Annotated in this window: 23 protein-coding genes; 10 read left to right on the top strand and 13 right to left on the bottom strand. The window is 33.0% G+C overall.

The features are described from left to right. Positions 1 to 85 precede the first annotated feature (85 nt). From ACZIYX_RS00500 to ACZIYX_RS00455, 10 genes are all read right to left on the bottom strand, one after another. On the bottom strand, positions 86 to 1,411 hold the full coding sequence (locus tag ACZIYX_RS00500; protein ID WP_462680225.1) for an MFS transporter: 1,326 nt from the start codon (positions 1,409 to 1,411) through the stop codon (positions 86 to 88). A 147-nt stretch (positions 1,412 to 1,558) separates the two neighbouring features. Beyond that, on the bottom strand, positions 1,559 to 2,380 hold the full coding sequence (locus ACZIYX_RS00495; RefSeq protein WP_462680224.1) for a M48 family metallopeptidase: 822 nt from the start codon (positions 2,378 to 2,380) through the stop codon (positions 1,559 to 1,561). 125 nt (positions 2,381 to 2,505) lie between these two features. Further along, on the bottom strand, positions 2,506 to 4,911 hold the full coding sequence (locus ACZIYX_RS00490) for a glycoside hydrolase family 31 protein (protein ID WP_462680223.1): 2,406 nt from the start codon (positions 4,909 to 4,911) through the stop codon (positions 2,506 to 2,508). 249 nt (positions 4,912 to 5,160) lie between these two features. After that, the gene (gene glgB / locus ACZIYX_RS00485) at positions 5,161 to 7,071 is read right to left on the bottom strand and encodes a 1,4-alpha-glucan branching protein GlgB (RefSeq protein ID WP_462680222.1); all 1,911 of its coding nucleotides are present in this window, start codon (positions 7,069 to 7,071) and stop codon (positions 5,161 to 5,163) included. Between the two features lie 12 nt (positions 7,072 to 7,083). Continuing rightward, positions 7,084 to 8,355: a glucose-1-phosphate adenylyltransferase gene (locus ACZIYX_RS00480; RefSeq protein ID WP_462680221.1), complete on the bottom strand. Its 1,272-nt coding sequence runs from the start codon at positions 8,353 to 8,355 to the stop codon at positions 7,084 to 7,086. Then, entirely contained in the window at positions 8,352 to 9,770 is a 1,419-nt protein-coding gene (locus ACZIYX_RS00475) for a glycogen synthase (protein ID WP_462680220.1), read from the bottom strand. Before ACZIYX_RS00475 ends, ACZIYX_RS00480 begins: the two co-directional genes overlap by 4 nt. 209 nt (positions 9,771 to 9,979) lie before the next feature. Continuing rightward, positions 9,980 to 10,780 (bottom strand): DNA alkylation repair protein, encoded by an 801-nt coding sequence (locus tag ACZIYX_RS00470; protein WP_462680219.1) that lies wholly within the window; start codon positions 10,778 to 10,780, stop codon positions 9,980 to 9,982. An 86-nt stretch (positions 10,781 to 10,866) separates the two neighbouring features. After that, complete coding sequence (locus ACZIYX_RS00465) at positions 10,867 to 11,235, bottom strand: hypothetical protein (protein ID WP_462680218.1); 369 nt, start codon at positions 11,233 to 11,235, stop codon at positions 10,867 to 10,869. Between the two features lie 48 nt (positions 11,236 to 11,283). Further along, complete coding sequence (locus ACZIYX_RS00460; RefSeq protein WP_462680217.1) at positions 11,284 to 12,012, bottom strand: helix-turn-helix transcriptional regulator; 729 nt, start codon at positions 12,010 to 12,012, stop codon at positions 11,284 to 11,286. Then, positions 12,009 to 13,322 carry a cation:proton antiporter domain-containing protein gene (locus ACZIYX_RS00455; protein WP_462680216.1) on the bottom strand — a complete coding sequence of 438 codons (1,314 nt, stop codon included), beginning with the start codon at positions 13,320 to 13,322 and terminating at the stop codon, positions 12,009 to 12,011. Before ACZIYX_RS00455 ends, ACZIYX_RS00460 begins: the two co-directional genes overlap by 4 nt. 255 nt (positions 13,323 to 13,577) lie before the next feature. Between ACZIYX_RS00455 and ACZIYX_RS00450 the strand changes: the two genes are divergently transcribed. Next, positions 13,578 to 14,450, top strand: a complete 873-nt coding sequence (locus tag ACZIYX_RS00450) for a pirin family protein (RefSeq protein ID WP_462680215.1) — start codon at positions 13,578 to 13,580, stop codon at positions 14,448 to 14,450. A 113-nt stretch (positions 14,451 to 14,563) separates the two neighbouring features. On the opposite strand, the gene ACZIYX_RS00445 is transcribed toward ACZIYX_RS00450, so the two are convergent. Beyond that, positions 14,564 to 15,778, bottom strand: a complete 1,215-nt coding sequence (locus ACZIYX_RS00445; protein WP_462680214.1) for a class I SAM-dependent rRNA methyltransferase — start codon at positions 15,776 to 15,778, stop codon at positions 14,564 to 14,566. 559 nt (positions 15,779 to 16,337) lie between these two features. Between ACZIYX_RS00445 and ACZIYX_RS00440 the strand changes: the two genes are divergently transcribed. The 4 genes from ACZIYX_RS00440 to ACZIYX_RS00425 are packed head-to-tail and all read left to right on the top strand — an operon-like array spanning position 16,338 to position 18,464. Further along, complete coding sequence (locus ACZIYX_RS00440) at positions 16,338 to 16,649, top strand: ArsR/SmtB family transcription factor (RefSeq protein ID WP_462680213.1); 312 nt, start codon at positions 16,338 to 16,340, stop codon at positions 16,647 to 16,649. Positions 16,650 to 16,705: 56 nt separating this feature from the next. Further along, entirely contained in the window at positions 16,706 to 17,071 is a 366-nt protein-coding gene (locus tag ACZIYX_RS00435) for a cupin domain-containing protein (RefSeq protein WP_462680212.1), read from the top strand. Continuing rightward, positions 17,068 to 17,667, top strand: a complete 600-nt coding sequence (locus ACZIYX_RS00430; RefSeq protein ID WP_462680211.1) for a short chain dehydrogenase — start codon at positions 17,068 to 17,070, stop codon at positions 17,665 to 17,667. Before ACZIYX_RS00435 ends, ACZIYX_RS00430 begins: the two co-directional genes overlap by 4 nt. An 11-nt stretch (positions 17,668 to 17,678) precedes the next feature. Beyond that, positions 17,679 to 18,464, top strand: coding sequence for a PhzF family phenazine biosynthesis protein (locus ACZIYX_RS00425; protein ID WP_462680210.1), 786 nt, complete (start codon positions 17,679 to 17,681; stop codon positions 18,462 to 18,464). Between the two features lie 45 nt (positions 18,465 to 18,509). On the opposite strand, the gene ACZIYX_RS00420 is transcribed toward ACZIYX_RS00425, so the two are convergent. After that, entirely contained in the window at positions 18,510 to 20,021 is a 1,512-nt protein-coding gene (locus ACZIYX_RS00420) for a DEAD/DEAH box helicase (RefSeq protein ID WP_462680209.1), read from the bottom strand. 171 nt (positions 20,022 to 20,192) lie between these two features. Between ACZIYX_RS00420 and ACZIYX_RS00415 the strand changes: the two genes are divergently transcribed. The 5 genes from ACZIYX_RS00415 (at position 20,193) to lpdA (ending at position 24,226) form a co-directional block, all read left to right on the top strand. Continuing rightward, positions 20,193 to 21,062 carry an alpha/beta hydrolase gene (locus ACZIYX_RS00415; protein ID WP_462680208.1) on the top strand — a complete coding sequence of 290 codons (870 nt, stop codon included), beginning with the start codon at positions 20,193 to 20,195 and terminating at the stop codon, positions 21,060 to 21,062. A 168-nt stretch (positions 21,063 to 21,230) separates the two neighbouring features. After that, complete coding sequence (gene msrB, locus ACZIYX_RS00410) at positions 21,231 to 21,716, top strand: peptide-methionine (R)-S-oxide reductase MsrB (protein ID WP_462680207.1); 486 nt, start codon at positions 21,231 to 21,233, stop codon at positions 21,714 to 21,716. A 1-nt stretch (position 21,717) separates the two neighbouring features. Next, positions 21,718 to 22,113, top strand: a complete 396-nt coding sequence (msrB, locus tag ACZIYX_RS00405; RefSeq protein ID WP_462680206.1) for a peptide-methionine (R)-S-oxide reductase MsrB — start codon at positions 21,718 to 21,720, stop codon at positions 22,111 to 22,113. A 28-nt stretch (positions 22,114 to 22,141) separates the two neighbouring features. After that, positions 22,142 to 22,642: a hypothetical protein gene (locus ACZIYX_RS00400; RefSeq protein ID WP_462680205.1), complete on the top strand. Its 501-nt coding sequence runs from the start codon at positions 22,142 to 22,144 to the stop codon at positions 22,640 to 22,642. Positions 22,643 to 22,834: 192 nt separating this feature from the next. After that, complete coding sequence (gene lpdA, locus ACZIYX_RS00395; protein ID WP_462680204.1) at positions 22,835 to 24,226, top strand: dihydrolipoyl dehydrogenase; 1,392 nt, start codon at positions 22,835 to 22,837, stop codon at positions 24,224 to 24,226. A 208-nt stretch (positions 24,227 to 24,434) separates the two neighbouring features. Here lpdA and aroQ read toward each other — a convergent pair whose 3' ends face one another. Further along, the gene (aroQ, locus tag ACZIYX_RS00390) at positions 24,435 to 24,860 is read right to left on the bottom strand and encodes a type II 3-dehydroquinate dehydratase (RefSeq protein ID WP_462680203.1); all 426 of its coding nucleotides are present in this window, start codon (positions 24,858 to 24,860) and stop codon (positions 24,435 to 24,437) included. Positions 24,861 to 24,870 lie beyond the last annotated feature (10 nt).

Here is a 24,870-nt window from a genome sequence, read left to right as displayed (position 1 = left end):
TATTGCCTGCAATATTAACAAGAAAATACTTTATTGATTGTCTCTATTACAAAAATAATTAGCCTAAATCAAAAGTGATAATTTACTATATAACCTTGTTTCTTGGTACTCTGAATAATAGGACAAGACCTATGATAAAAAAGAGAACTAAAAAAAGTATTGAATATCTAACACTTCCTGTAATTTGGGCAATAATACCATAAGAAAACATGCCGATTACAATACCTATTTTTTCTGCTACATCATAAAAACTAAAATAAGAGGCGGTGTCTACAGCATCTTTAGGTAAAAATTTAGAATATGTAGATCTGGATAACGCTTGTATTCCTCCCATAACTAATCCAACCACTGCTGCTGTAATATAAAATTGAAACGGGGTTGTTATGGTATATGCATATACACAAATTGCTATCCAAATAAAATTAATAGCAATAAGCGTTTTTATATTTCCAAATTTTGAAGATGCTCTGGATGTTAGTATTGCTCCAAGCACTGCTACTAACTGAATTAGTAAAATACTTATAATTAATCCTGTGGTTGCATTTTGCTCTCCCCAATCGAGTTCTTCGATTCCAAAATAGGTTGCAATAAGCATGATGGTTTGTACTGCCATGCTATATACAAAAAAGGCGCTTAGATATCTGCGAAGCCTTACATCTTTCTGAAGGGCTTTCCATATCATCTTTAGTTCTTTAAAACCATTAAAGACAACTGCCTTAGTTAATACGTCTTTTTTATTGCCTTTTGGAAGGTAATAATAGGTGTACTGGCTAAAACCAATCCACCATACTCCTACCATTATAAAAGATAACCTGGTTGGTATTCCTTCATCTTCAAAGCCAAACCAATCATATTTTAAAATCATAATTAGATTAATAATCAAAAGAATTACACTACCTACATATCCCAAAGAATATCCTTTTGCGCTAATTGCATCTTGTTGTTCTGGAAATGCGATATCCGGCAGATAAGAATTGTAAAAAACCAAACTGGCCCAAAAACCAATTAATGCTAAAAAATAGCATAACAAACCAAACCAAAGATGCTCTAAACTAAACCAATACAACCCTATACAGGACAATGCACCCAAATAGCAGAAAAACTTTAAAAAATTCTTTTTATTACCTATATAATCTGCTATTCCAGAAAGCAAAGGGCTAATTATAGATACCGTTAAGAATGCTAAGGCGGTTACATAACTTATCAAAGAATCATTATTGAAGTCAAAACCTAAAAAACGTACGGTATCATTAACTATTTTTCCTTCGTCGTTTCTGACAATGGTTAATGCTCCCCAAAAAATAGGAAATACCGCAGAAGAAATAGTTAGGTTGTATACTGAATTTGCCCAATCATAAAATGCCCATGCATTTAGTAATTTTTTATGTCCTTTTGGTAGTACTTTACTCATTTACAATAGAATTTATATAGTTTTCTTATTTAAAGCGTTTAACTTCAAACATCTTTTTAACTAAACAACACAAAAAAGCTGTTCTGAGTATGCTCAGAACAGCTTCTAAAGTAAGTATAATTTTTTAAGATTATATATGCTTTACAATTATTTAAAAGTTGTTACCCCAAATTTTCTGGCTTCGGCTTTTGCTGCAGGTGACCATGCAGTAAGATTAGCAATACGGGTATCATTTGATGGATGCGTACTCATAAACTCTGCTGGTGCCTGACCCCCGCTATTTGCTTTCATCCTTTTCCATAATTCTGCAGCTTCATCTGGGTTATATCCTGCAATAGCCATTAGTTGTAATCCTATACGATCTGCTTCGGTTTCATGACTTCTGCTAAAAGGCAACATTACACCAAACTGGCTGCCTAAGCCAAATGCAGTACCAACTATTTGTTGTGTTTTTGAATCTTTTCCGCTTACTGCAATTGCTGTTGCTGCTCCTGCTACTTGCTGGATCTGACCGGCACTCATTCTTTGCTGACCATGATTTGCTAATGCGTGGGCAACTTCATGCCCCATTATTGCTGCAACACCGGTTTCTGATTTTGCAATTGGTAAAATCCCTGTATATACTACAATTTTACCTCCAGGCATACACCAGGCATTTACCGTTTTATCCTCTACAAGATTATACTCCCATTTATAATCTTTAAGATATCCCTGGTATCCATTAGCATTTAACCAACGCTCTGAGGCTTTTGCTATTTTTTGTCCAACTCTGGTAACCATTTCGGCATCTGATGTCCCTTTAACTACCTTATTTTCCCCCAAAAATTGATTATATTGCTGAAAAGCCATTGGTAATATCTGAGAATTAGGTACTAATGCCAACGTTTGCTTACCAGTAAACGGATTGGTAGCACAAGACATAAATAGCATTATGGTTCCTGTTATAACTATAAATTTTCGTGTGTTCATATAGTATACTTTCTTGTAAATATTCATTTCGTTAAAATTACAAAAATTACCGACTACCATTTAAAACATTTTATAATATTCTTTTAAAATATCTATATATTACTTTAATGATCGATAAAATGCATCTATGCAGATACAATATGTAATTCTGTAAAATCTTTTGGAACTATTATAATATTGTTTTCTTTATCAAAATTTACACTTTCTAAAGAAACAACAACATTGTCAATTTCTATTTCATGAATTTTAAAAGGAAGCCCTATAAATTTTATCTGCATTGTTTCATATCCGGTGATATAACTACCGTCTTTATGTTGTTGTATAATTACCTCATTTTCTTTTCCTGTAAATGAAAAACTTCTCAGACTAAATCTTCCTTTGACATAATCATAGCCATCTTGTGCATCTTCATATACTTTGGATACTTCTTTGTTTCCTAAACAATAATAAGCTTCTAATTTTAATTCTTCTATTTTCTTTTCTCCCACATATTGTTGTATTGGATATTTAGGTAGTATAGCTCCTTCTTTTATAAATAATGGAATAGTATCCAGATCAGCATCTACCCATTGTTCCATCCCTCCTTTTGTATAATCTCCGGTCCAGTAATTATACCAATTTCCTCTTGGGATATACATTCTTCTGCCTTTGGCATTTGGTTCTTGTACCGGGCATACCAAAATTTGGTTTCCAAAAACAAATTCGTCTGTTCTGTAATGTGTTTGTGGATCTTTTTGATCGAAAAGCACTAAGGATTTTAACATAGGAATGCCAAATTCTGCATATTCCCAAAACATGGTATATAAATATGGTAGTAATTGATATCGTAATTCTACATACTTTCTGGTTACATCTATTATTTCTTCGCCAAAAGTCCATGGTTCTTGATTACCATGATCCCCAGAGGAATGTGTACGGCAAAAAGGGTGAAATACCCCCAGTTGAATCCATCTGGCATACAATTCGCCTGTTGGGTGTTCTGCAAATCCACCAATGTCACTACCTGTAAAAGACATACCGCTCATGCTCATACGTTGTGCCTGAATGTTAGCTATCCAGAGATGCTCCCAGGTTGCTACATTATCACCTGTCCATGAAGAGGTATATCGTTGTGCCCCAGAATATGCAGATCTGGTAATAATAAAAGGTCGTTTTGGGTATGCAAACCGTTTTACGCCTTCATAAGTTGCTCTTGCCATTTGGGTGCCATAAATATTATGTGCTTTTCTGTGGCTACAATGATTGCCATCATAATTATGCCGCACATCATTAGGAAAAGTTTTTTCTGGCACTTCCATTACTGCGGGCTCGTTCATATCGTTCCATACTCCTTTTACCCCTATTTCTCCTATGATTTCTTTAAATAACCCTGCCCACCATTCTCTAACTTTTGGGTTTGTGAAATCCGGAAAAAAGCATTCCCCAGGCCATACTTTTCCTCGCATATATGGGCCATCGGCTCTTTTACAAAAATAATCTTTCTTTAAAGCTTCTTTATAAACAAAGTAATCATCATCAATTTTAATCCCGGGATCTATAATAGCTATAGTTTTAAAACCTTTTTCCATTAGTTCAGAAACCATTCTTTTTGGATCTGGAAAATGTTCTTTATTCCATGTAAAACACCGAAAACCATCCATGTAGTCAATATCTAAATAAATGGCATCGCAAGGGATTTGAAGTTCTCTGAATTTATTGGCTATTTCTTTTACTTTACTTTCCGGGTAATAGCTCCATTTACATTGGTGATACCCCAGTGCCCATAAAGGTGGTAGTTCTGGTTTTCCTGTAAGATCGGTATATCGGGTAATTACTTCTTGCATATCGGGACCGTAAAAGAAATAATAATTCATTTCTCCTCCTTGTGCCCAAAAACTGGTTACATTACGTCTTTCATGACAAAAATCAAAAAAGGTTTTAAAGGTATTGTCAAAAAAAATCCCATAAGCTCTTTCTTCATACATACCTATATAAAAAGGGACACTTTTATATAAAGGGTCTTGATCTTTGCCAAAAGCATATTGATCTGTCGCCCAATTTTGCACACGTTTTCCTTTTAAGTTAAGGTGCATTGGTTTGTCTCCAAGACCATAATAACATTCTCCTTGTGGTGCAGATTTACTCATTTTTACAATATTCCCCCCATATTCATGACTTTGCTCCCAATGAAAACCCCAATCATCTTTGCAGATAACATTGTTATCTATATCACAGATGGTTACATGAATATTGGCTTTAGAAATATGAATACTGATTTTTGAGGTAGTAATAATATATTTTTTTTCCTTTTCTTCTATTTCCAACAGGCTATATCCTCTGGCACCAGTTTCGCTAATAGCATACGAAAAATCTTTTTCAAAATTAGCATCTGTTGCATATCTAAAACGAATAACACTTCCTCTTAAAATGGTAAGCTGTAAAATTACTCCATTATCTGTAGTGAAGTTTAATTTATCTACATTTTGTGAAAAGGAAATTATTTTACCAGGAAACAGATTTCCTTTTTGCTCTAATTCTGTATTAATAATCATATAATTATCTTCTTTTTTAAATTAGGTTTGGGTATATAAAAGAACAATATCTAAATTGATTTCAAAACAATTCGTTTTAGTATTTATTAAGAAAAATCTACGAAAACGTTTGATGTTTAAGACCTTGAAGGTTTTGAAAACGTTTGATGTTTAAGACCCTTGAAGGTTTTGAAAACCTTCAAGGTCTTAATTTTCCAACCTTATCCAAGCACCAGCAAAGTGTATCCAAAAAGAATCACTTGCACAATGTTATTGCTTTATCTTAAAAACCACTGTTGCTAGTGGTGGTATTGTAATTTCTGCCGCATATTTTCGGTATTGCCAGTTTTTAAGTATAATTTTTATTTCTTCCGTATTAGAAATACCACTTCCGTTATATTTTTTAGCATCACTATTAAAAATTTCGACTAGCTTTCCTTTTTGTGGTAATCCAATTCGATAATTAGTCCTTGGTACGGGAGTAAAATTGCATACTACAATTAGGTTATCCTTTTCTTTAGTTCCTTTTCTTGTGTAGGCAATAACAGAATTTTCATGGTCTTCATAATTGATCCATTCAAAACCAGACATTGTAAATTGTTGCTCGTATAATGCCGGGTTGTTTTTATATAAGATATTTAGATCAATGATTATCTTTTGAATTCCGGAGTGGTAGTCATATTGAAGCAAATGCCAATCTAAACTATGTTGAAAATCCCATTCTGCTCTTTGCCCAAATTCTGCCCCCATAAATAACAAATTAGTTCCCGGGTGCGTAAACATATAACTATATAATAATCTTAGGTTTGCAAATTGTTGCCATTCGTCGCCTGGCATTCTGCCTATAATACTGCTTTTGCCATGTACTACTTCATCATGAGATAGGGGGAGCATAAAATTTTCTGTAAAAGCATAGGTCATACTAAACGTTAATTCATTTTGATGATGCTTCCTGTATACCGGTTCTTTTGCAAAATATTGAAGTGTATCGTGCATCCACCCCATCATCCATTTCATACCAAAACCTAATCCGCCAAGATAGGTTGGTTTAGAAACCATAGGAAAAGAGGTAGATTCTTCGGCTATCGTTTGCACATCAGGAAAACTTTTATAGATCTCTTCATTTAGTTCTTTCATGAAGGTAATTGCTTCTAAGTTTTCTCTGCCACCAAATATATTAGGTTCCCATTCACCTTCTTTTCTTGAATAATCCAAAAAAAGCATAGATGCAACTGCATCTACCCGTAAACCGTCGATATGATATTGATCCAACCAAAAAACTGCATTGCTAATCAAAAAGCTTTTTACTTCATTACGCCCATAATTAAAAACCAAGCTTTTCCAATCCGGGTGATATCCTTTTCTTTTATCGGGGTGTTCGTATAAGCTAGTTCCATCAAAAAGCCCCAATCCATGGGTGTCTTCGGGGAAATGAGAAGGCACCCAATCCAGAATAACGGCAATATCGTTGGCATGAAATTTATCGACCAAAAGCTTAAATTCATCCGGATATCCAAAACGGGATGTTGGTGCAAAATATCCTGTAAGTTGGTATCCCCATGAAGGATCATAAGGGTACTCCATTACCGGCATTAGTTCTACATGGGTAAATTCCATTTTTTTAACATACGCAACCAGTTCGTCTGCCAGTTCTATATAAGATAAGGATCTGTTTTCTTCTGTATGTTTTTTCCAGGATCCCAGATGTACTTCGTATACAGAAAAAGGGGCATGGTTTGCATTATGTTTTTTTCGTTTTTGCAGCCAATGGTTATCAGTCCATTGATATTCATCTTCCCATACTACAGAGGCTGTTTTTGGGGGGTGCTCACATCGTCTCGCATAGGGATCTGCTTTTTCTGTTTGTATATCGTTATGGTTAGAACGAATTTTATATTTATAAACATCCCCTTTTTTTATGTCAGGGATAAATCCTTCCCATATACCAGATTGATCCCAACGCACATTTAACAAATGCTCACCTTCTGTCCAATGATTAAAATCCCCGATTACAGAAACAGATTTTGCAGATGGTGCCCATACTGCAAAATAAGTTCCTGATATTCCATTAATAGAAGTTGGATGAGATCCCATTTTTTCAAACAGCCGATAGTGTTTACCTGATTTAAAGAGATAAATATCAAATTCTGAAAACAGGCTATAAGAGGTTACAATACCCATATTTTTATTTGGTTATAATTTAAACCCATCCGGGATTACAGTTCCTCTTTTTATTACAACAACCCCTTCTCGTATTACATAGGCATCTTGCTCTGTATCTTCCAAATGGGGTCCTCCATTTATAACAACATCATTTCCTATACGGGCATCTTTATCAATTATGGTATTATTTATATAACATCGATTTCCTACTCCTATCGGGGGGATTCCTTGATCACAATCTTTATCTAACTCCTGCATGTCCTGATACGAATTGCCTCCTATCATATAAGTATTCTTAATACAGGTATCTTTACCTATTCTGGATCGAATACCAATTACAGACCGTTCTATTTCTTTGGCATTAATAATACATCCTTCTGCAATCATGGATTTGTCTAATCTGGTTCCCGAAATTTTTGAAGGAGGTAGTACCCTGGGTCTGGTTAATACAGAATGGTTTTTGTTGAACAGATCAAATTTGGGAATATCATCTGTTAAACTTATGTTGGCTTCAAAAAAAGCAGGAACATTACCTATATCTGTCCAATATCCTTCGTATTGATATGCAAGTACTTTGTTTTTGATTATAGATTGCGGAATAATTTCTTTTCCAAAGTCTATCGTATTTGTATTAGATAATATATCTATTAATAATTGCTTATTAAAGATATAAATCCCCATAGAGGCCAGATAGTTTCTTTCTTCTTTTTGCATATCCGGGCTTACTTCAGACTCCCATCCCGAAAGTTTTTCTAAGCTTGGTTTTTCTATAAATGAAGAAATAAAACTGTTTTCATCTGTTTTTAGAATCCCGAATTGTGTGGCTTCTTTGGATTTAACGGGTATGGTAGCTATAGAAATATCGGCTCCTTTATTAGCATGAGCGTCTAGCATTTCATTAAAATCCATTTGATATAGTTGATCTCCAGACAGTATCAATGCATATTCGAACTCATGGTTAAGTAGTTGGTACATGGATTGCCGCACTGCATCTGCTGTTCCCTGATACCATGTTTTATTATCGGGAGTTTGTTCTGCTGCCAATATATCTACAAAAGCATCACTAAAATTACTAAAGACATAAGTGTTTTTTATATGTCTGTTTAACGATGCCGAATTGAACTGGGTAAGTACAAACATCCTTTTTATATCGCAATGAATACAGTTTGAAATAGGAATATCTACTAATCTGTATTTTCCGGCTATAGATACTGCGGGTTTAGATCGTTGATCTGTAAGAGGAGATAATCGGGTTCCCTGACCCCCGCCCAAAATAATGGCAAGAACTTTTTTGTTGATCATTTATATTGTATTAGTGTTTCATATATGGTTACATATTGGTGCGCAGACCGACTCCAGGAGTGATCGATTTGCATTATTTGTTGTTGTATTTCCCCATATTTTTTTTGATCCTTGTACAAAGTAACAGCTCGTTGTACAGCATGGCAAACATCCCGTACAGAGCTATCATTATGGCATATTCCAAAGCCATTTTCTTCTATATCAATTACTGTATCTTTAAGCCCCCCTGTTCTTCTTACTATTGGTATAGTACCGTATCGTAGTGCATATAACTGGTTTAACCCACATGGTTCTACCCGTGATGGCATTAATAAAAAATCTACTCCGGCATATATTATACGAGATAGTTTTTCATCATAGCCTATAAACACATTGTATTTACCCGAAAACTCTTTTTGCAAGGACTGTAAGCGTTCTTCTGTCTCTAAATTTCCAGAACCTAAAATCAAAATATTGATAGTGTTGTTATTGGTTAAGGATTCTTTTATAATATCTGGCAAAAGATCTGCTCCTTTTTCATCAACAAGTCTTCCTATAAAACCAAATAGGGGTTTGTTTGTATCCAGGTTAAAATGATTGCATATCCAATTTTTATTTTCTTTTCGGTTTTCTACGGCACTGGTCCTGTTATAATTTTTAATAACCATAGGATCTGTTTCAGGATCCCATGTTTTTGTATCAATACCATTAAGAATCCCTACACATTTTTTTTGTTCGTGCTTTAAAAGGTTTTCCAAACCATTAGCTTTTTCTTGCAATTCGTGCATATAACTGTTAGAAACAGCAGTTACCTGCCAAGCACATTTAATTCCTGATGCCAAAGGGTTAATGCAGTTGTCCCAATCTAACAATCCTATTTTTTGTTTATCAAAATCTGGTAAATAATTCAACTTATCAAAAGATAATTGTCCTTGATATTGTGCATTATGAATGGTCAAAACGGTTGGTATTCTTTGTAATTTTTCATATTTATATGCATGAGACATCATAAATGGTATTAATCCGGTATGATGATCGTGACAATGTACAATATCGGGGGCTATATCTATACCTGATATCCAATCCAAAACTGCTAATTGAAAAGTAATACATCGTTCTGGATCGTCCTTATAGTTATATACATTTGGCCTGTCCAACATCCCTTCGATATAAACCAGATATGCATCAAACCTTAAATCCGGGGATATTATTTTTTTTATAGAAAATGGATATGTAATCTCAGCTAAGGGAATTATATTGGTATACACCGTTTCCAGCTTTGATTTTTGTATATATGGATTATTATAAAAAGGAGTAATTACACTGGTGTTAAGCCCTGTTTTTTTTTGATATTTTGGCAATGCTCCCACTACATCTGCTAATCCTCCAACTTTGGCTATAGGGTAACATTCGAAACTTGTATGAAGAATATTCATGAACTAGATTTACCTGATTATTTTAATGATTTTTAAGTAATTGTAAAAATCATTTAAAACTATGAAAAAGGGAATAAAAACAGAGTATTATTATCTCAAAAAGAACAAGTAATAATGATTATTTAATAAAAATATAATCAAAATTTTTTATTATCATTACTCTTTTTGTCAAAAGAAGTGAAAACCGTAAATCTCAGGTTATTTTTTTGTTATTTATCTATTGTTCGCAAAGCTTTTTTTATAATATATCCTGTTTGTTTTGTTGGAGATTGTTTTTGCCATTTATTACATACTTTTATTACCCAATCTGGTCTTGTTTTACTGGCATCATTTAACCAATTGCCTACAGAATCCCTTACGTATTTAGAATCGTCAGATTTAAGTGGTTCTAATATTGTTATTGCTTTTTCAGGAGATTCTTTTAGTTTGTCAATTTTTTTAGTCCATACACCTATTGGTCTGGTAGCCTCTACAGCAAATCGTCTGATATTCTCGTCTTTATCAGATGTCCATTGAGATAAAATATCTATTGCAATATCCAGGTTATCAATAATAGTGTTTTTAGAAGCAAATATTGCTACTTCTCTAACTCCAAAATGAGAATCCGCAGCAAAAGGAAGAATTACTTCTAAATTTTTATGGATTTTGGTTTCTTTGACTCCTAGCCAATGTGCAGCCCAACATCTGGGTACATCAGAGGTATGATTTGAAAGATAATCTATGATACTTTGATCTTTGGTCAATTGTAAAAACGTATGTCCTATTATCTTGGTATTAGAATTTGCTGAAGGTTTTTGCTGTGCAGATATACTTTCATAAAAACTATCATACCAATCTAATTTTCCTAAATCTGTTAAGATGTTTTTAAGTAAGACTAATTGATCTACTGCTAACCACTCTATTAAATTAGCTGTTTGGATATTTCCTTTATTCAAATATTCCAAAACCGTTTTATCTAAATCTTTAAAACTTCTGGCTCCTTTTCTTTTAAGAATATATTCTGGTATCATTTTATAAAATTAGATCAAAAAAGCTGCGCTATCAAATTTATTAAAAATGATAGCACACAAAACATAAAATAATTAATTATCAAGTATTATTCTTCAAATTGATTAAATATATCAAAATGATACATTTGCACCGATTGTGGTTTTATTATTGAAAAAATAGCGGCTGCTTTTTCGTTTTGAGTAATATCTGCTGCTGCGGATTTAGCAGACTTTATATCCCTCCAATAAATAATATCCATATATTTTCCATTTTCATTTTTTGCGGTAATCCTTTCTATAAAACCGTAATATAGTTTTATAATGTCGTTAAGAGAGGATAATGCCGTTGTAGCTTCTTTTTCTGTATATCCCGGATTTATTTCGAATAAGACTATTTCTATAGCTTTTGGTTTGGTATTGGCTGACATTAGATTTTGATTAGGTTCTTTTACACAATTAAACAACAGGTTTATCATGATAATTATTATTAAACATTCAGAATTATAATCAAAACTAGGTTAGGCTTATGACAACCCTATGTCAGTAGTTTTTTGAGAAGAAATAGAAAAGTTATACTCTTGTGCACATTTTTTATAATACTCTTCCAGACTAAAATGTTTTGGAGGAAAAAGCTCTTGTGTTTCAATAAGATTTATAATACGATCGGTTCTAAACTCCCTGTAATCATTTCTTAGCCTGCAATGCGCAATCATAATCCATGTATTATTAGTAAAATATACCCCTAATGGCTCGACTAACCTTTTGCTAAACTCTTTAGCCGCGGTAGTATACTGGATCTCTAAAACCCTAAAATCGGTAATTGCTTGTTGAATAACAGACAAAGAGGTACTGGGTTTTATTTGTTCCCGATTATAGGTAAACACACGCTGATCCAGAATTTTTAATTTTTCTTTTTGTGTTGTTCTTAAAACAGCTATTACTTTATCTATAGCATCCTGATATTCGTTAATAAGAGATTGGTCATTATTTGTATTTATAATCTTAGAGGCTGTAAGTAAGGCGTTAGCTTCTTTTTCTGTAAACATAACCGGAGGCAAAGAATACCCGTCTACCAAAAAATACCCTGTTCCTGCTTCTGCCCCAATTGGCACTCCTGCATCTGTTAATGCTTGCATATCCCGATATATAGTACGCAAACTAACTTCAAATTTACTTGCCAATTCTGCAGCTTGAACAATTTTTTTGGATTGTAGTTTTACTAATATTGCTGTTAATCGATGTAGTCGTTTCATTGCTCTGGTTTGGTTTCATTTGATGGTGCAATCTCATCAATTTCACTTAAATCTGTAGTATTATTAATAAAATATTCCGTTTCTTCCATATTCTCTTCTGGTTTGTTTGCAGACAATTTAGTTGAAATCATTTTTTTGTCCCGTATCATTCCGCCAGTCATTATCAAGCTGGTTCCTATAATAACAAACAATAACACCCCTGGTTCAAACCCTTCAATTGTAGCTTCGGCAGGAATTGCATAAAACAATAGCACCGTAATCAATCCTCTTGGGGCTATAAATAATTGAGGAGAAATATCTTTTCCCATAAAAAGAAGTAATAAACCATATCGTATCGCATAAATAGATATTAATATCAAAATACTTATTACAGTAACTTTTAAACTTAAAAGAGAAGATAACACTATGGTTAGTCCAAAAATAACAAAAAATAAAGTGCGAACAACAAAAGCGGTTTCGGCAGTAATAACATGTAATTCGTGATAGATGGATTTTGCCTTTTCGAGATCAAGGTATGTCCTTAGTTTCCCGCTAAAAAACAGCTTCATATTGGTTATTACCAATCCGAAAATCAAGATTATAATTAAAGAAGATAAATGCATTTTTTTACCCAATGCGTATAACAATAATAAGACAGAAATAAGTAAAAAAAGTTTAACCTGACTTTTAATTTTCTGAAATATCAAAATAATAGCATAACTAGCTATTAAAGAAATTATGATGGTGATTATAAGATTTAAAAAGAAACCCCCAACCCCAGCATCTTCTGCAGGATTTAATCTGCCTGCAAGAAAATAAAATAGCATAATCCCCAAAATATCAGAAAATGTGCTTTCATAAATATGAAATTCTTTTTTTTCTTTAGGCAAAGAAGAAACACTTGGTATAATAATAGCACTGGAAAGTATCGATAACGGAGTAGCATATATCCAGGCAGATAACATTGTCATTTCTGGTATTAAAGCCTTTAAAATCACTGCTGCAATAAATGCTGAAGCAATTAAGCCTATCAAAGCAATAGCAAGGGATTTAAAAATAGGTATCAATTTATCACTCTTTAGCTCTAATTCTAAAGCTGCTTCTAATACAATCATAATTAGTCCTACAATACCCAGAACTTCTAACATAGGAAAAAAATCAACAGCACTTCCTCCAAAAGCTTTTAGAATATATTGCAAAATAACTCCTAAAATAATTAAAAGTAATACCGCAGGCACATTGGTTTTTTTTGCGATTCCATTAAAAATAAAAGATAAAATAATAATTACTGAAATTTCTATAATAACATTGTACGAAGAAAATATTTCCATAAAGCAGATTGTATAACCAATAATGCAAGTTGATTTGTAAATGAAGGAAAAGATAGTAAATTATTTTGAGTAAAAAAGTTAGTCATTAATCGTTTAATCTTCATTAAATAAATTAGACTATTTTGGCTTTGGTTTATATTCCAACAGAACTTTCTCTTTTATTTTGAGGCTAGCCTCAAAATAAAACTCTGCAATGTGTACTAAAAACGAAATACCTAAATTTACAGCTCGTATTTATTTTTTAAAAAAAAGTATATGTCTAATAAAGGATTGATTATAGAGGAACGAAGTCGTGATATTGGCGATTTTTTGGTTGGCAGGCTTATACCTTTTAGAAAAAAAAGAATGGTTGGTCCTTTTATATTTATTGACCATATAGGACCAACTACTGTAAAAAAAGGACATTATATGGATGTCGATCAACATCCTCACATTGGTTTGTCGACATTAACCTATATGCTCGAAGGACAATTGCAACATAAAGATAGTACTGGTACAAACCAGCGTATATCCCCCGGATCTGTAAACTGGATGGTTGCCGGAAAAGGAGTTGCCCATACAGAACGAACTCCAAAGAATCTTAGAGGCACATCGGAGTTTATTGTTCATGGATACCAGATTTGGGTAGCTTTGCCTAAAGAACAAGAGGATACAGAACCAAAATTTTATCACTTTGAAGCTAATAGTTTACCCAGATGGAATGATAATGGGACTGAATTTTGCCTGATTGCCGGAAAAGGATATAGTAAAACATCGCCAGTACCAGTGCACTCTCAATTATTTATGGTAGAAATAAAGACTAAACAACGTTATGAATTGCAAATTAAGGGAGAACTGCAAGGAGAAATCGGTATTTGTATTGTAAAAGGGGCTATTGAAGCTTGCAACGACGTTATTAAAGAAGGTAATATGCTCGTTTCTAAAACCGAAGATACTTGTTCTGTAGTTTTACAACCCGAAACACATCTGTTACTATTTGGAGGACAACCATTTAAAGAAGAACGCTATATATATTGGAATTTTGTGTCTTCTAGCATTGAAAAAATCGAAATGGCAAAATTACGCTGGCAAAATAAAGAGTTTCCTAAAGTTAATAATGACAATACCTATATTGCGATGCCTAAATAATTTAATATTGTATAGTGTGTTGTTCTAAAAAAACTTTTTAGAGGTCGGTTTCAAAGTTAAAATGGTATAACTATTACTGCTACCTCATATACCCTTTTTATATTTTAATGCTGTTAATTCAGCTTATAATATCCACATTTTAAATAAGCACCTTCAGGAAACGAAATAGGATGATCTGTATCATGATATGTTTTTTCCAGTATAGTAAAAGTCCTTCCAGAGGATAGGATATTTTCTTCAGAGATTGCAAAAAAATCTTCTGCCGTAACCCTCGAAGAACAAGATGCCAGTATTAATATCCCTTTGCGGGCTACTAGTTTTGCTCCAAGTTTTGCCAGTCTGGCATAGCTGTTTTTTGCTTTATCTATTTCGCTTTCCCGTTTTGCAAATGAAGGAGGATCTATTACAACAATATCAAATTGTTTTTTCTCGTTTATCCATGCTTGTAAACCATCAAAAGCATCTGCTACAATAATAGTATGTTTTCCTGTATGCGTATTTAATGCTGCATTTTCTTTTGCCATATCAAGTGCCTGTTTGCTAATATCCAAACTGGCAACTTGTGTTGCTCCCCCTTTTAAAGCATGAACCGAAAAACCTCCTGCATAAGAAAACACATCCAAAACAGTTTTGTTATTAGCAAGCTCCCCTACTCTTTTTCTATTATGACGGTGATCCAAAAAATACCCGGTTTTATGTCCGTGAATTACATTGGCAGAAAATAAAACACCATGCTCTTTAAAAACGACTACTTCATTTTTTAGTGTACCGTAAATAACTTTACCATCTTTAAGCCCATACAAATTTCCTTTTGTCTGTAGTGATCTGCTTAATCTTAAAACTACAGTTTCACACTTTGTAGTAGTAATTAAATGTTTTACAATATGGTTTAGATAAGGAATCCAAATATGAGAATATAATTTAATTACCAAAATAGTATCATATATATCCGCAATAAAACCAGGAAGGTTATCATTTTCACCAAACAATAACCGGTAACTATTCGTATCGGTTTCTAACAAAGCTTTTCTTTTTTCAAAAGCCAGGGTTATTTTATTTACAAACCAATCCTCGTTGATTTGTGCAGATTTTCCGAATTGAATAAGTTTTATACGTATTGGCGAATATGGATCATATAGCCCACAAGCCAAAAAAATATTTTTCTTGTTATCGTAAACAATAACTATATCCCCCGCTCCTCCTTCTGCATTTTGCTTAATGATACTTTCAGAAAATACCCAGGGATGTTGCCGTTTCACCATCTTTTCTGCAGAAAACCTTAGTTTAACAGCAAGTCTTTTTGTTTCTATATTTGGTATGATATTCATTGCAGGCAAGAATACTATAATTTTTTTATTCTTTTAAAATAAAAAATAAAAAAACGAGACTTTATAAAAATAGTCCCGTTTTTAAAATAGATTTTAAAGTAATGTTTAATAATAAAGAAGCCCGAATTATAACATTCAAAAAAAATGTTCTGTATCAAGATTCTTATATCATTTAGATCTTGTGAAAATTTGATTTGTGTAAATATTTTAGCTAATCTAAATACATAATAATCTAACAATGTATTACTTATATTGCAAAAATAATGTATTGTTGGCTATATCCAAATACAGTAAAAGCATAAAAAAAGTACTGTTTTATAGTAAATAAGCATTTATTCTAATGAATCTCAAGATAAGTACTCTAACAGCTAACCTGTATATTAATCCCATTTTAACTTTGAATCGTGCTAATAAATTATTTCTTTTTTATCAGTTCTTCATTAAAAAGTATAACTGTAACTATACTTCGGCTTAGCTTTTTGCAAGTAACAGGAGGGGGGATTCAAGTTTTGTTACATCAATTATCATATTTATAAAATTAAATATATATATTTGTAAAATGAACGATAAAGAAATACTAGAAATCCATAAAGTTTTGTCTAACTCTACAAGAATGGATATTTTAAAATGGTTAAAGGACCCTGAGGCAAATTTTCCTCCACATAAAGAATTAGGTCATTTTAATGACGGGGTATGCGGGCAAAATATTCAGGATAAAACTGGTTTATCACAACCAACGATATCTCATTATCTCAACAATATGCAAAAATGCGGTTTGCTTATTACCACACGACATGGTAAATGGACCTATTTTAAAAGAAATGAAGCAGTTATTCAGCAATTTTTAAACTCTATTAATAAAATATTGTAAAAAAAAACAATAAACATATTCATAAAATTAAATATATAATTATTAAAATTTTTTATATGGAACTAAAAAAAATAAATATTGAGAGTAAATTATCGCTTTTTTCAGATCATTGGAACCCCAGGATTGTTGGTGAAATAAATGATTTACATGTAAAACTAGTAAAATTTGAAGGAGAATTTGTTTGGCATAAACATGACAATGAAGATGAAATGTTTTATGTTCTTAAAGGCGAATTTAAAATGGAGTTTAGGGATAAAACCATCAACATACATGAAAATGAGTTTGTTATTGTCCCTAAAGGAACTGAACACAGGCCGGTTGCAGAAAAAGAAGTTTCTGTAATGCTAATTGAACCAAAAAACACTGTAAATACAGGAAATATAATAGATGAACTAACAAAAAATAAGTTGGAGAATATATGAAAATATTGGTTATAGGTTCTACAGGTACTATTGGCGCTGCCATTTATAATAATCTAAAAACAGATTATGATTATGTATACGGTGCGCATAGAAATAGTAAGTCCTGCCCTGTTGATATTACTAAAAAGGAATCTATACAGGCATTACTGGATAAGTTGCCACAATTGGATATTATAATTAATACCGCAGGAATTGCTGTATGGAAACCTTTTTCTAATCTTACTGAAGAAGATTATCTGGTTGGTATACAAAGTAAATTAATGGGTCAGGTAAACTTGGTTCATGTAGCACAAAAGTATGTAAACGACAATGCTTCTATACTATTAACAACAGGTATTCTTGGCGAACATTATGAACCAAACACTGTGGGTTCATCTCTGATTAACGGTGCTATACATAGTTTTGTTAACTCGGCATCAAACGAACTGCCCCGAGGCATAAGACTTAATGCTGTTGCTCCGGGAGCTATAGCAGGGGCTTTTCCTGAAGATAAAAAATTTGCAGGGTATTTTCCGGTTAAGATAGAAGATGTTGTAGGTGTTTACAGACAAATTCTAAACAACTCTGGCACAGGAGGAGTATATAAAATATATTAAAAATGAAAAAAATGAAAATTCCGATATATCAAATCGATGCTTTTACCAAAACCTTGTTTGGAGGAAATCCAGCCGCTATTTGCCATTTACCATATTGGTTAGACGATCAAACTTTACAAAATATTGCGATAGAAAATAATCTGGCAGAAACAGGGTATTTTGTAAAAAAAGGAGACATTTATGAAATAAGATGGTTTATGCCACATGCAGAAATTGATTTGTGCGGGCACGCAACTCTGGCATCTGCTTTTGTGATTTTTAATTATATAGACTCTGCTATTAATGAAGTGACATTTTCTTCAAAAAGTGGGATTTTAAAAGCTAAAAAAGAAGAAAATGGATCTATTACATTAGATTTCCCTTCCAGACCACCCGCGCCTGTCAAAATCCCCGATGAAGTCTTTAACGCATTAAAATCAAAACCCATTGCCACTTTTGCTGCAAGAGATATAATAATAGAACTTTGCTCTGAAGAAGATGTATTAAATGAAATACCTGATCTGAGTTTACTAAAAAAATTACCTTATTTGTGTATCATACTTACTTCAAAAGGAAGAAATGCAGACTTTGTTTCTCGTGTGTTTGATGCAAATGGGATTATACAGCCAGAAGACCCAGTAACCGGATCAGCTCATGCTTCTTTAGTACCCTTTTGGGCAGAAAGATTAAATAAAACAACACTTAAAGCACAACAATTATCGGCGCGAAAAGGAGAATTAGATTGTAAAATAGATGGGGATCGTGTTTTTCTTAGCGGATATTCTGTTCCATATTTAACAGGAGAAATTGAAATATAAAAACTCTGTTTTTTAAATCATTATTTATGGAGAGTTGGTTTAGAACTAATTTTCCATAAATAACTGGTTAATTTTGGTTCTTAGTTTTCGTTTATAATCCTCTTCTAACCAATCTCTGTAATTTTTAGTGCTTTTACTAATACAATAAGAATACCTGCGCACCCGGTATTCTATATCCTTATCCAAAAGCCTGCTTAAAATTCGGGCATCAAAAACATCTTCACTATTTTGTACACACATTTTTGCATGTTGCTCTATAGAGTTTTCTAATACCGTCAAACTTCTTAATCCAAATTTTTTGGTTTTAGAATATTCTTCTTCTATATCAAACTCAATGTCTTTAGAATTTCCAAATTCTTTTCGTAATTCATCAGGAAGCACATATCTAAAATTTCTTTCGATCTCTTCATCCCCTACCAAGTTATCATAATAAAAATCGGGGGACCTAAAAATGGATTGCCAATCTATCTCTGAATTCCACAACCCAAATCTTGCCGTATTATTTCCAAGGTCCAAAATAGTAAATTCTTGTTTTGTTGGTAAAATTCGGGACCCTCTTCCTATCATTTGAAAATACAGGGTAAGTGATTTTGTAGCTCTGTTCAGGATAACTGTTTCTACCGTAGGTTCATCAAACCCTGTAGTTAAAATACTAACCGAAGTAAGTATTGCATCTTCAGTGTTCTTAAACCATTCCAAAATATCTTCCCTTTCTTGCTTACTGTTTGTGTTATCTAAATGTCTGATAGGATATCCTGCTTTCCTAAAAGTTTCATATACATAAACAGAAGTATTAATACCATTATTAAAGATCAATGTTTTTTTACCTTTAGATCTTTCTTCATACGCATGCAAAAGTTTGTCCTGCATTTGCATATTAGTATATAACTCTTCAGAAGATTTTACAGTATAATCTCCATTCATACCAATTTTCAAAGAGCCTAAACCTACATCAAATGTATAAATTACAGGTTTTGCCAAAAACCCACTTTCAATTAAAGAACTTATGGTATCCCCTACAATCAGCTCATTATAATTATCTTTCATAGGAAGCTTCATATTAGAGCTTAGCGGTGTTGCTGTAACCCCCAAAATAAAGCAGTTTTTAAAAAATCGAAAAAGCTTTCTAAACGAATTATAATGAGCCTCATCAATAATTACCATTCCTACATTACGCAGTTCTACATCATCTTCATTCAGCCTGTTATTTAACGTCTCTACCATAGCAACAAAACACATATATTCGTTTTGGTCGTCAAGTTCTTTTACAGAACTGTTTATGATTTTATTTTTGACACTAAATTCTTTTAGCATTTTTGAAGTTTGGGCACAGAGCTCAATACGATGCGTAAGAACTACCACCTTTTTTTTGGCAGACTCTATATATCTCCTAACGATCTCAGAAAAAATAACAGTTTTTCCCCCTCCTGTTGGGAGTTGGTACAACAAATTATATTTTTTGGGAAATTCTTCTAATCGGCTAAATATTTTATCAATATCCCGTTGCTGATAATCGTATAGTTCTTTTTTGTCAATCTCTGTGGGTTGTAATCCCATGAATCTTTTATTAAAATAAGCTACAAAACTAAGCACTTTTGAAGGTTATATGAAAGAATAACGAAAATATATTTCCAGAACTTATAATTCTTATCTGTTAATTATTTATAATTGTTTAATACCAAAGCTTTTGTTATTTTAATTTTAACACTCAAAATAAATACCGATTCGATGCCAAAAATTGATAAAGATTTAATTCCTGTTCAAGCACTTTTAATTCCAAAACCCATTTTATATACAGCAAAAATTTTAAATTTTGCTTCTCCTTTTTTAGCTTCCAGATATGCTGCCAAGATATTTTTAACTCCCTTTGGCTATAAAATACCAGATAGAGAAAAAAAAATGTATGAGCAGAGCAAAAAAGAAAAAATATATATACAAAAAATTAACAGACAAGTAATTGTATACAATTATGGCGTTTCTAAAAAGAAAATCCTGTTGGTTCACGGATGGTCAGGGAGTGGTACACAGTTATCAAAAATTGCAGATCAATTATTAAATCATGGGTATAGTACCGTAAGTTTTGATGCTCCTGCCCATGGTAAATCACCTGGTAAAAGGAGCATGTTGCCATATTTTATTGAAACTATAAATCAATTAGAAAAAACACACGGTCCTTTTGAAGCAGCAATAGGGCATTCTTTGGGAGGAATGTCTTTATTAAGAACAACCAAATATGGTTTGAAAATAAAAAAACTGGTCATAATAGGCACCGCAAACAGTATCTCTGCAATTACCCGAAATTTTGTCAAAAATTTACACCTGAACCAAAAGGTAGGAAAGCTTTTAAAAGCGTATTTTGACAAAAAATACGGGGAAGATTTAGATAATTACTCGGGAGCTGTTTCTGCAAAAGGAATAACCACCCCTACATTGGTAGTACACGATGTAAATGATGTAGACGTTCACTACAGTGCTGCCCGGGAAATCAGTGATAACCTAGAAAACAGCGAATTATTAATAACCGAAAAACTAGGGCATAGAAAAATTTTGGGAGACCCAAATGTTATATACAAAATTATACAATTCATTTTGGAATAGTTGTTGCTGTGTTATTCAAATAAAATTTGTACGACTAATAAATCAATAACCTCGGAGCAAGCTAACGATTTATGATTTCGAAAATATATTTTATTTCTAGACAAGCTTGTAGGGAATAAACTTCTCAATGAGGGATTAAAACTTTTATTTAACTTTATTAAAAAAAAGATGAAACATTTAATTTTAGTATGTTTAGGAGTTCTAACAATAAGTTGTACAAGCAATGCCCAAAAAAAGACAGTAAAAAAAGAAAAAAGGTATGCTGTTTCTAAAACTGATGCAGAATGGAAAGAGGTTTTAACCTCTGAACAATATTATATTTTAAGACAAGCAGGAACCGAAAGACCATTTTCAAGCTCTCTAAACAAAATATATGCTTCGGGTGTGTTTCACTGCGCAGCGTGCAATACTCCTTTGTATGAAAGTAAATATAAATTTGATAGTGGTACAGGATGGCCCAGTTTTGATCGCGCTATAGAGGGGAGTATCGATAAAGATGTAGATTATAAATTGGGATATGCCAGATCTGAGTTGCGTTGCGGAACTTGTGGCGGACATTTAGGACATGTGTTTAATGATGGCCCAAAAGAAACTACAGGAATGCGGCATTGCATTAATGGTGATGCTATGACTTTTTTACCAAATAAAAAATAAAATGAGTAAATACCCAATAAAAAAAACAGAAAGCGAATGGAAAGCACAGCTTTCTGAAGAGCAATACCGAGTATTGCGACAAAAAGGAACCGAAAGACCTTTTACAGGAGAATATAATATGCTATTTGAGAAAGGTACTTATATTTGTATGGCGTGTAAAGAACCTTTATTTGATAGTAGTTCCAAATTTGATTCTGGATGTGGCTGGCCAAGTTTTGATGCATCTATCGAGGGTGCTATAGAATATATAAAAGATTCTTCGCATGGTATGATTAGAACAGAGATAGTTTGTGCAAACTGTGGAGGGCACATAGGGCATGTTTTTGATGATGGGCCTACCCCCTCAGGGCAGCGGTATTGTGTAAACTCGGTTAGTATAGACCTAGATAAAAAATAAAAAGCTTAATAAACAAAAATTGATATTCATGAAAAAAATCTTAACATTACTATTTTTAACAACTTTAATATTTACTTCTTGCCATAATGATGATGATGTCGATCTGGATACAATAGCAAGAACATTTGAAGTGACCAGGACTTTTAATGCTGCCAATGGTTTTGCTGTAGAAGCATTAGTTCCTGACAATGTCGAAGTGTTTAATGCAGATGTAGCATTAGTTTATATTCTTGACCCTATAGAATCCGCTCAACGAAATTTAGACGTATGGGAACCACTACCCATAACTTTTAATTTTTCACCAAGTGGGTTTGCAACATTTAGATACAATTTTATTTTCAATGAGCAACAAAACAAAGCCAGTATAGAAATAATTTTGGATAGCGATGATCTAAATGCCCTTGCCGCTGATATTACCCAAAATCAAGTATTCAGAATAGTAGTAGTACCTTCTGCTTTTGCAAAAAACACCAAGGTAGATTTATCAGATTTTAATGCTGTGCAATCTGCATTACGGTTAGAGTTTTAGAAAACTTAAAATTACATTTATCGCTGTTTTTGACAACAAATTCGATAAAAAACATTAAAAATTAACACCAGATTTATATAACCTGGTGTTTTTTATTGGATTTTGTATTAATCTTATTATTAGCGAATATCTAAATACTTTTTTCATTAGCTTAATTATCCTTAAATTCGTGACTTCAAAAAATTGACATTTATGAACACATATGATATCATCGTTTTAGGTAGTGGCCCCGGAGGGTATGTAACTGCAATAAGAGCTTCACAATTAGGTTTTAAAACTGCTGTTGTTGAAAAAGAAAGCTTAGGAGGTGTATGTTTAAACTGGGGGTGTATTCCTACAAAAGCATTATTAAAAAGTGCACAAGTATTTGAATACCTCAAGCATGCCTCAGATTACGGACTTACTATAGATAACTTTGATAAAGATTTTGATGCTGTCGTAAAACGTAGTCGCGGTGTTGCAGACGGAATGAGTAAAGGAATTCAGTTCCTTATGAAAAAAAATAAAATTGATGTTATTGAAGGTTTCGGTAAGCTAAAAACCAACAATACATTAACAGTTACCGCTGCGGATGGAAAAGCAACAGATTATGAAGCAAAACATATTATTGTTGCAACCGGAGCCAGATCCAGAGAGTTACCTAATTTACCTCAGGATGGCAAAAAAGTAATTGGGTACAGAGAGGCTATGACATTAGCATCACAGCCAAAGAAAATGATTGTTGTAGGTTCTGGAGCTATTGGTGTAGAATTTGCACATTTTTATAATGCAATGGGAACAGAAGTTACTATTGTAGAATTTTTACCTAACCTTGTTCCCCTGGAAGATGAAGAAGTTTCTAAGCAATTTGAACGTAGTTTCAAAAAAGCAGGTATTAAAGTTATGACCAATTCTTCTGTAGAAAGTGTAGATGTATCTGGTAATGGAGTTAAAGCAACGGTAAAAACCAAAAAAGGAGAAGAAATTATCGAAGCCGATATCCTTTTATCTGCAGTAGGTATTAAAACAAATATAGAAAATATTGGTTTAGAAGAATTAGGGGTAGCTACAGACAGAGACAAGATCGTTGTTAATGATTGGTATCAAACCAATATTCCGGGAATATATGCAATCGGAGATGTAGTTCCTGGTCCTGCCCTGGCGCATGTTGCTTCTGCCGAAGGAATTACCTGTGTAGAAAAAATTGCAGGAATGCATGTAGAACCTATAGATTATGGCAATATACCCGGATGTACCTATGCTACTCCCGAAATTGCCAGTGTAGGAATGACAGAAAAACAAGCCAAAGAAGCTGGTTATGAATTAAAAATAGGTAAATTTCCCTTCTCTGCTTCTGGTAAAGCCAGTGCTGCAGGAACCAAAGATGGTTTTGTAAAGGTTATTTTTGATGCTAAGTATGGTGAATGGTTAGGATGCCACATGATAGGCGCAGGGGTTACCGATATGATAGCAGAAGCCGTTTTGGGACGTAAACTAGAAACTACAGGTCATGAAGTATTAAAAACCATACATCCTCACCCAACGATGAGTGAAGCTGTTATGGAAGCTGTTGCAGATGCTTATGGCGAAGTAATTCATATTTAAAACTAAAACACAGTTAACTCTAAGTGTTTTTACTTATAAGTACTTAGCTGTTATGAGTGTTTTATAAATTAAAAAATGCGGGGTTAGTTTTTAAATTAACCCCGCATTTTTTAATTTATACTCTAATCCCCTTGTAAAGCTTTTACCGAAAACTAAAAGGTCTTCGTATCCACGATTTGTTTATTTTATACTAAAGTTGGTGTCTTTATTATTTTTTCTTCAACAAAAAACTTTGAATTGCCAGTGTATAGCTTTGCATACCAAACCCCAAAATAACACCCCTGGCATTGGGCGAAATATAAGATTGATGCCTAAACTCTTCTCTTCCAAAAGTATTAGAAATATGAACTTCGACTACAGGTACAGATATTGCCTTAATTGCATCACCAATCCCTATAGATGTATGTGTATATGCTCCTGCATTAAGGACAACTCCATCAAATTCATCTTCTGATTCTTGTAGTTTAGTAATAAGCTCCCCTTCTATATTAGATTGAAAATAAGCTAGTTCTATTTCTTTAAACTGAAACTGTAATGCGGCAAAAAACTCTTCAAAAGTTTGATTTCCATAGATACCGGGTTCTCTTTTCCCCAACAAATTAAGATTTGGCCCGTTTAAAATCAATATCTTCATAAAACTACTC

It is taken from the genome of Aquimarina sp., from assembly GCF_977115655.1.
This window is presented reverse-complemented; position numbering and strand designations above follow the sequence as displayed.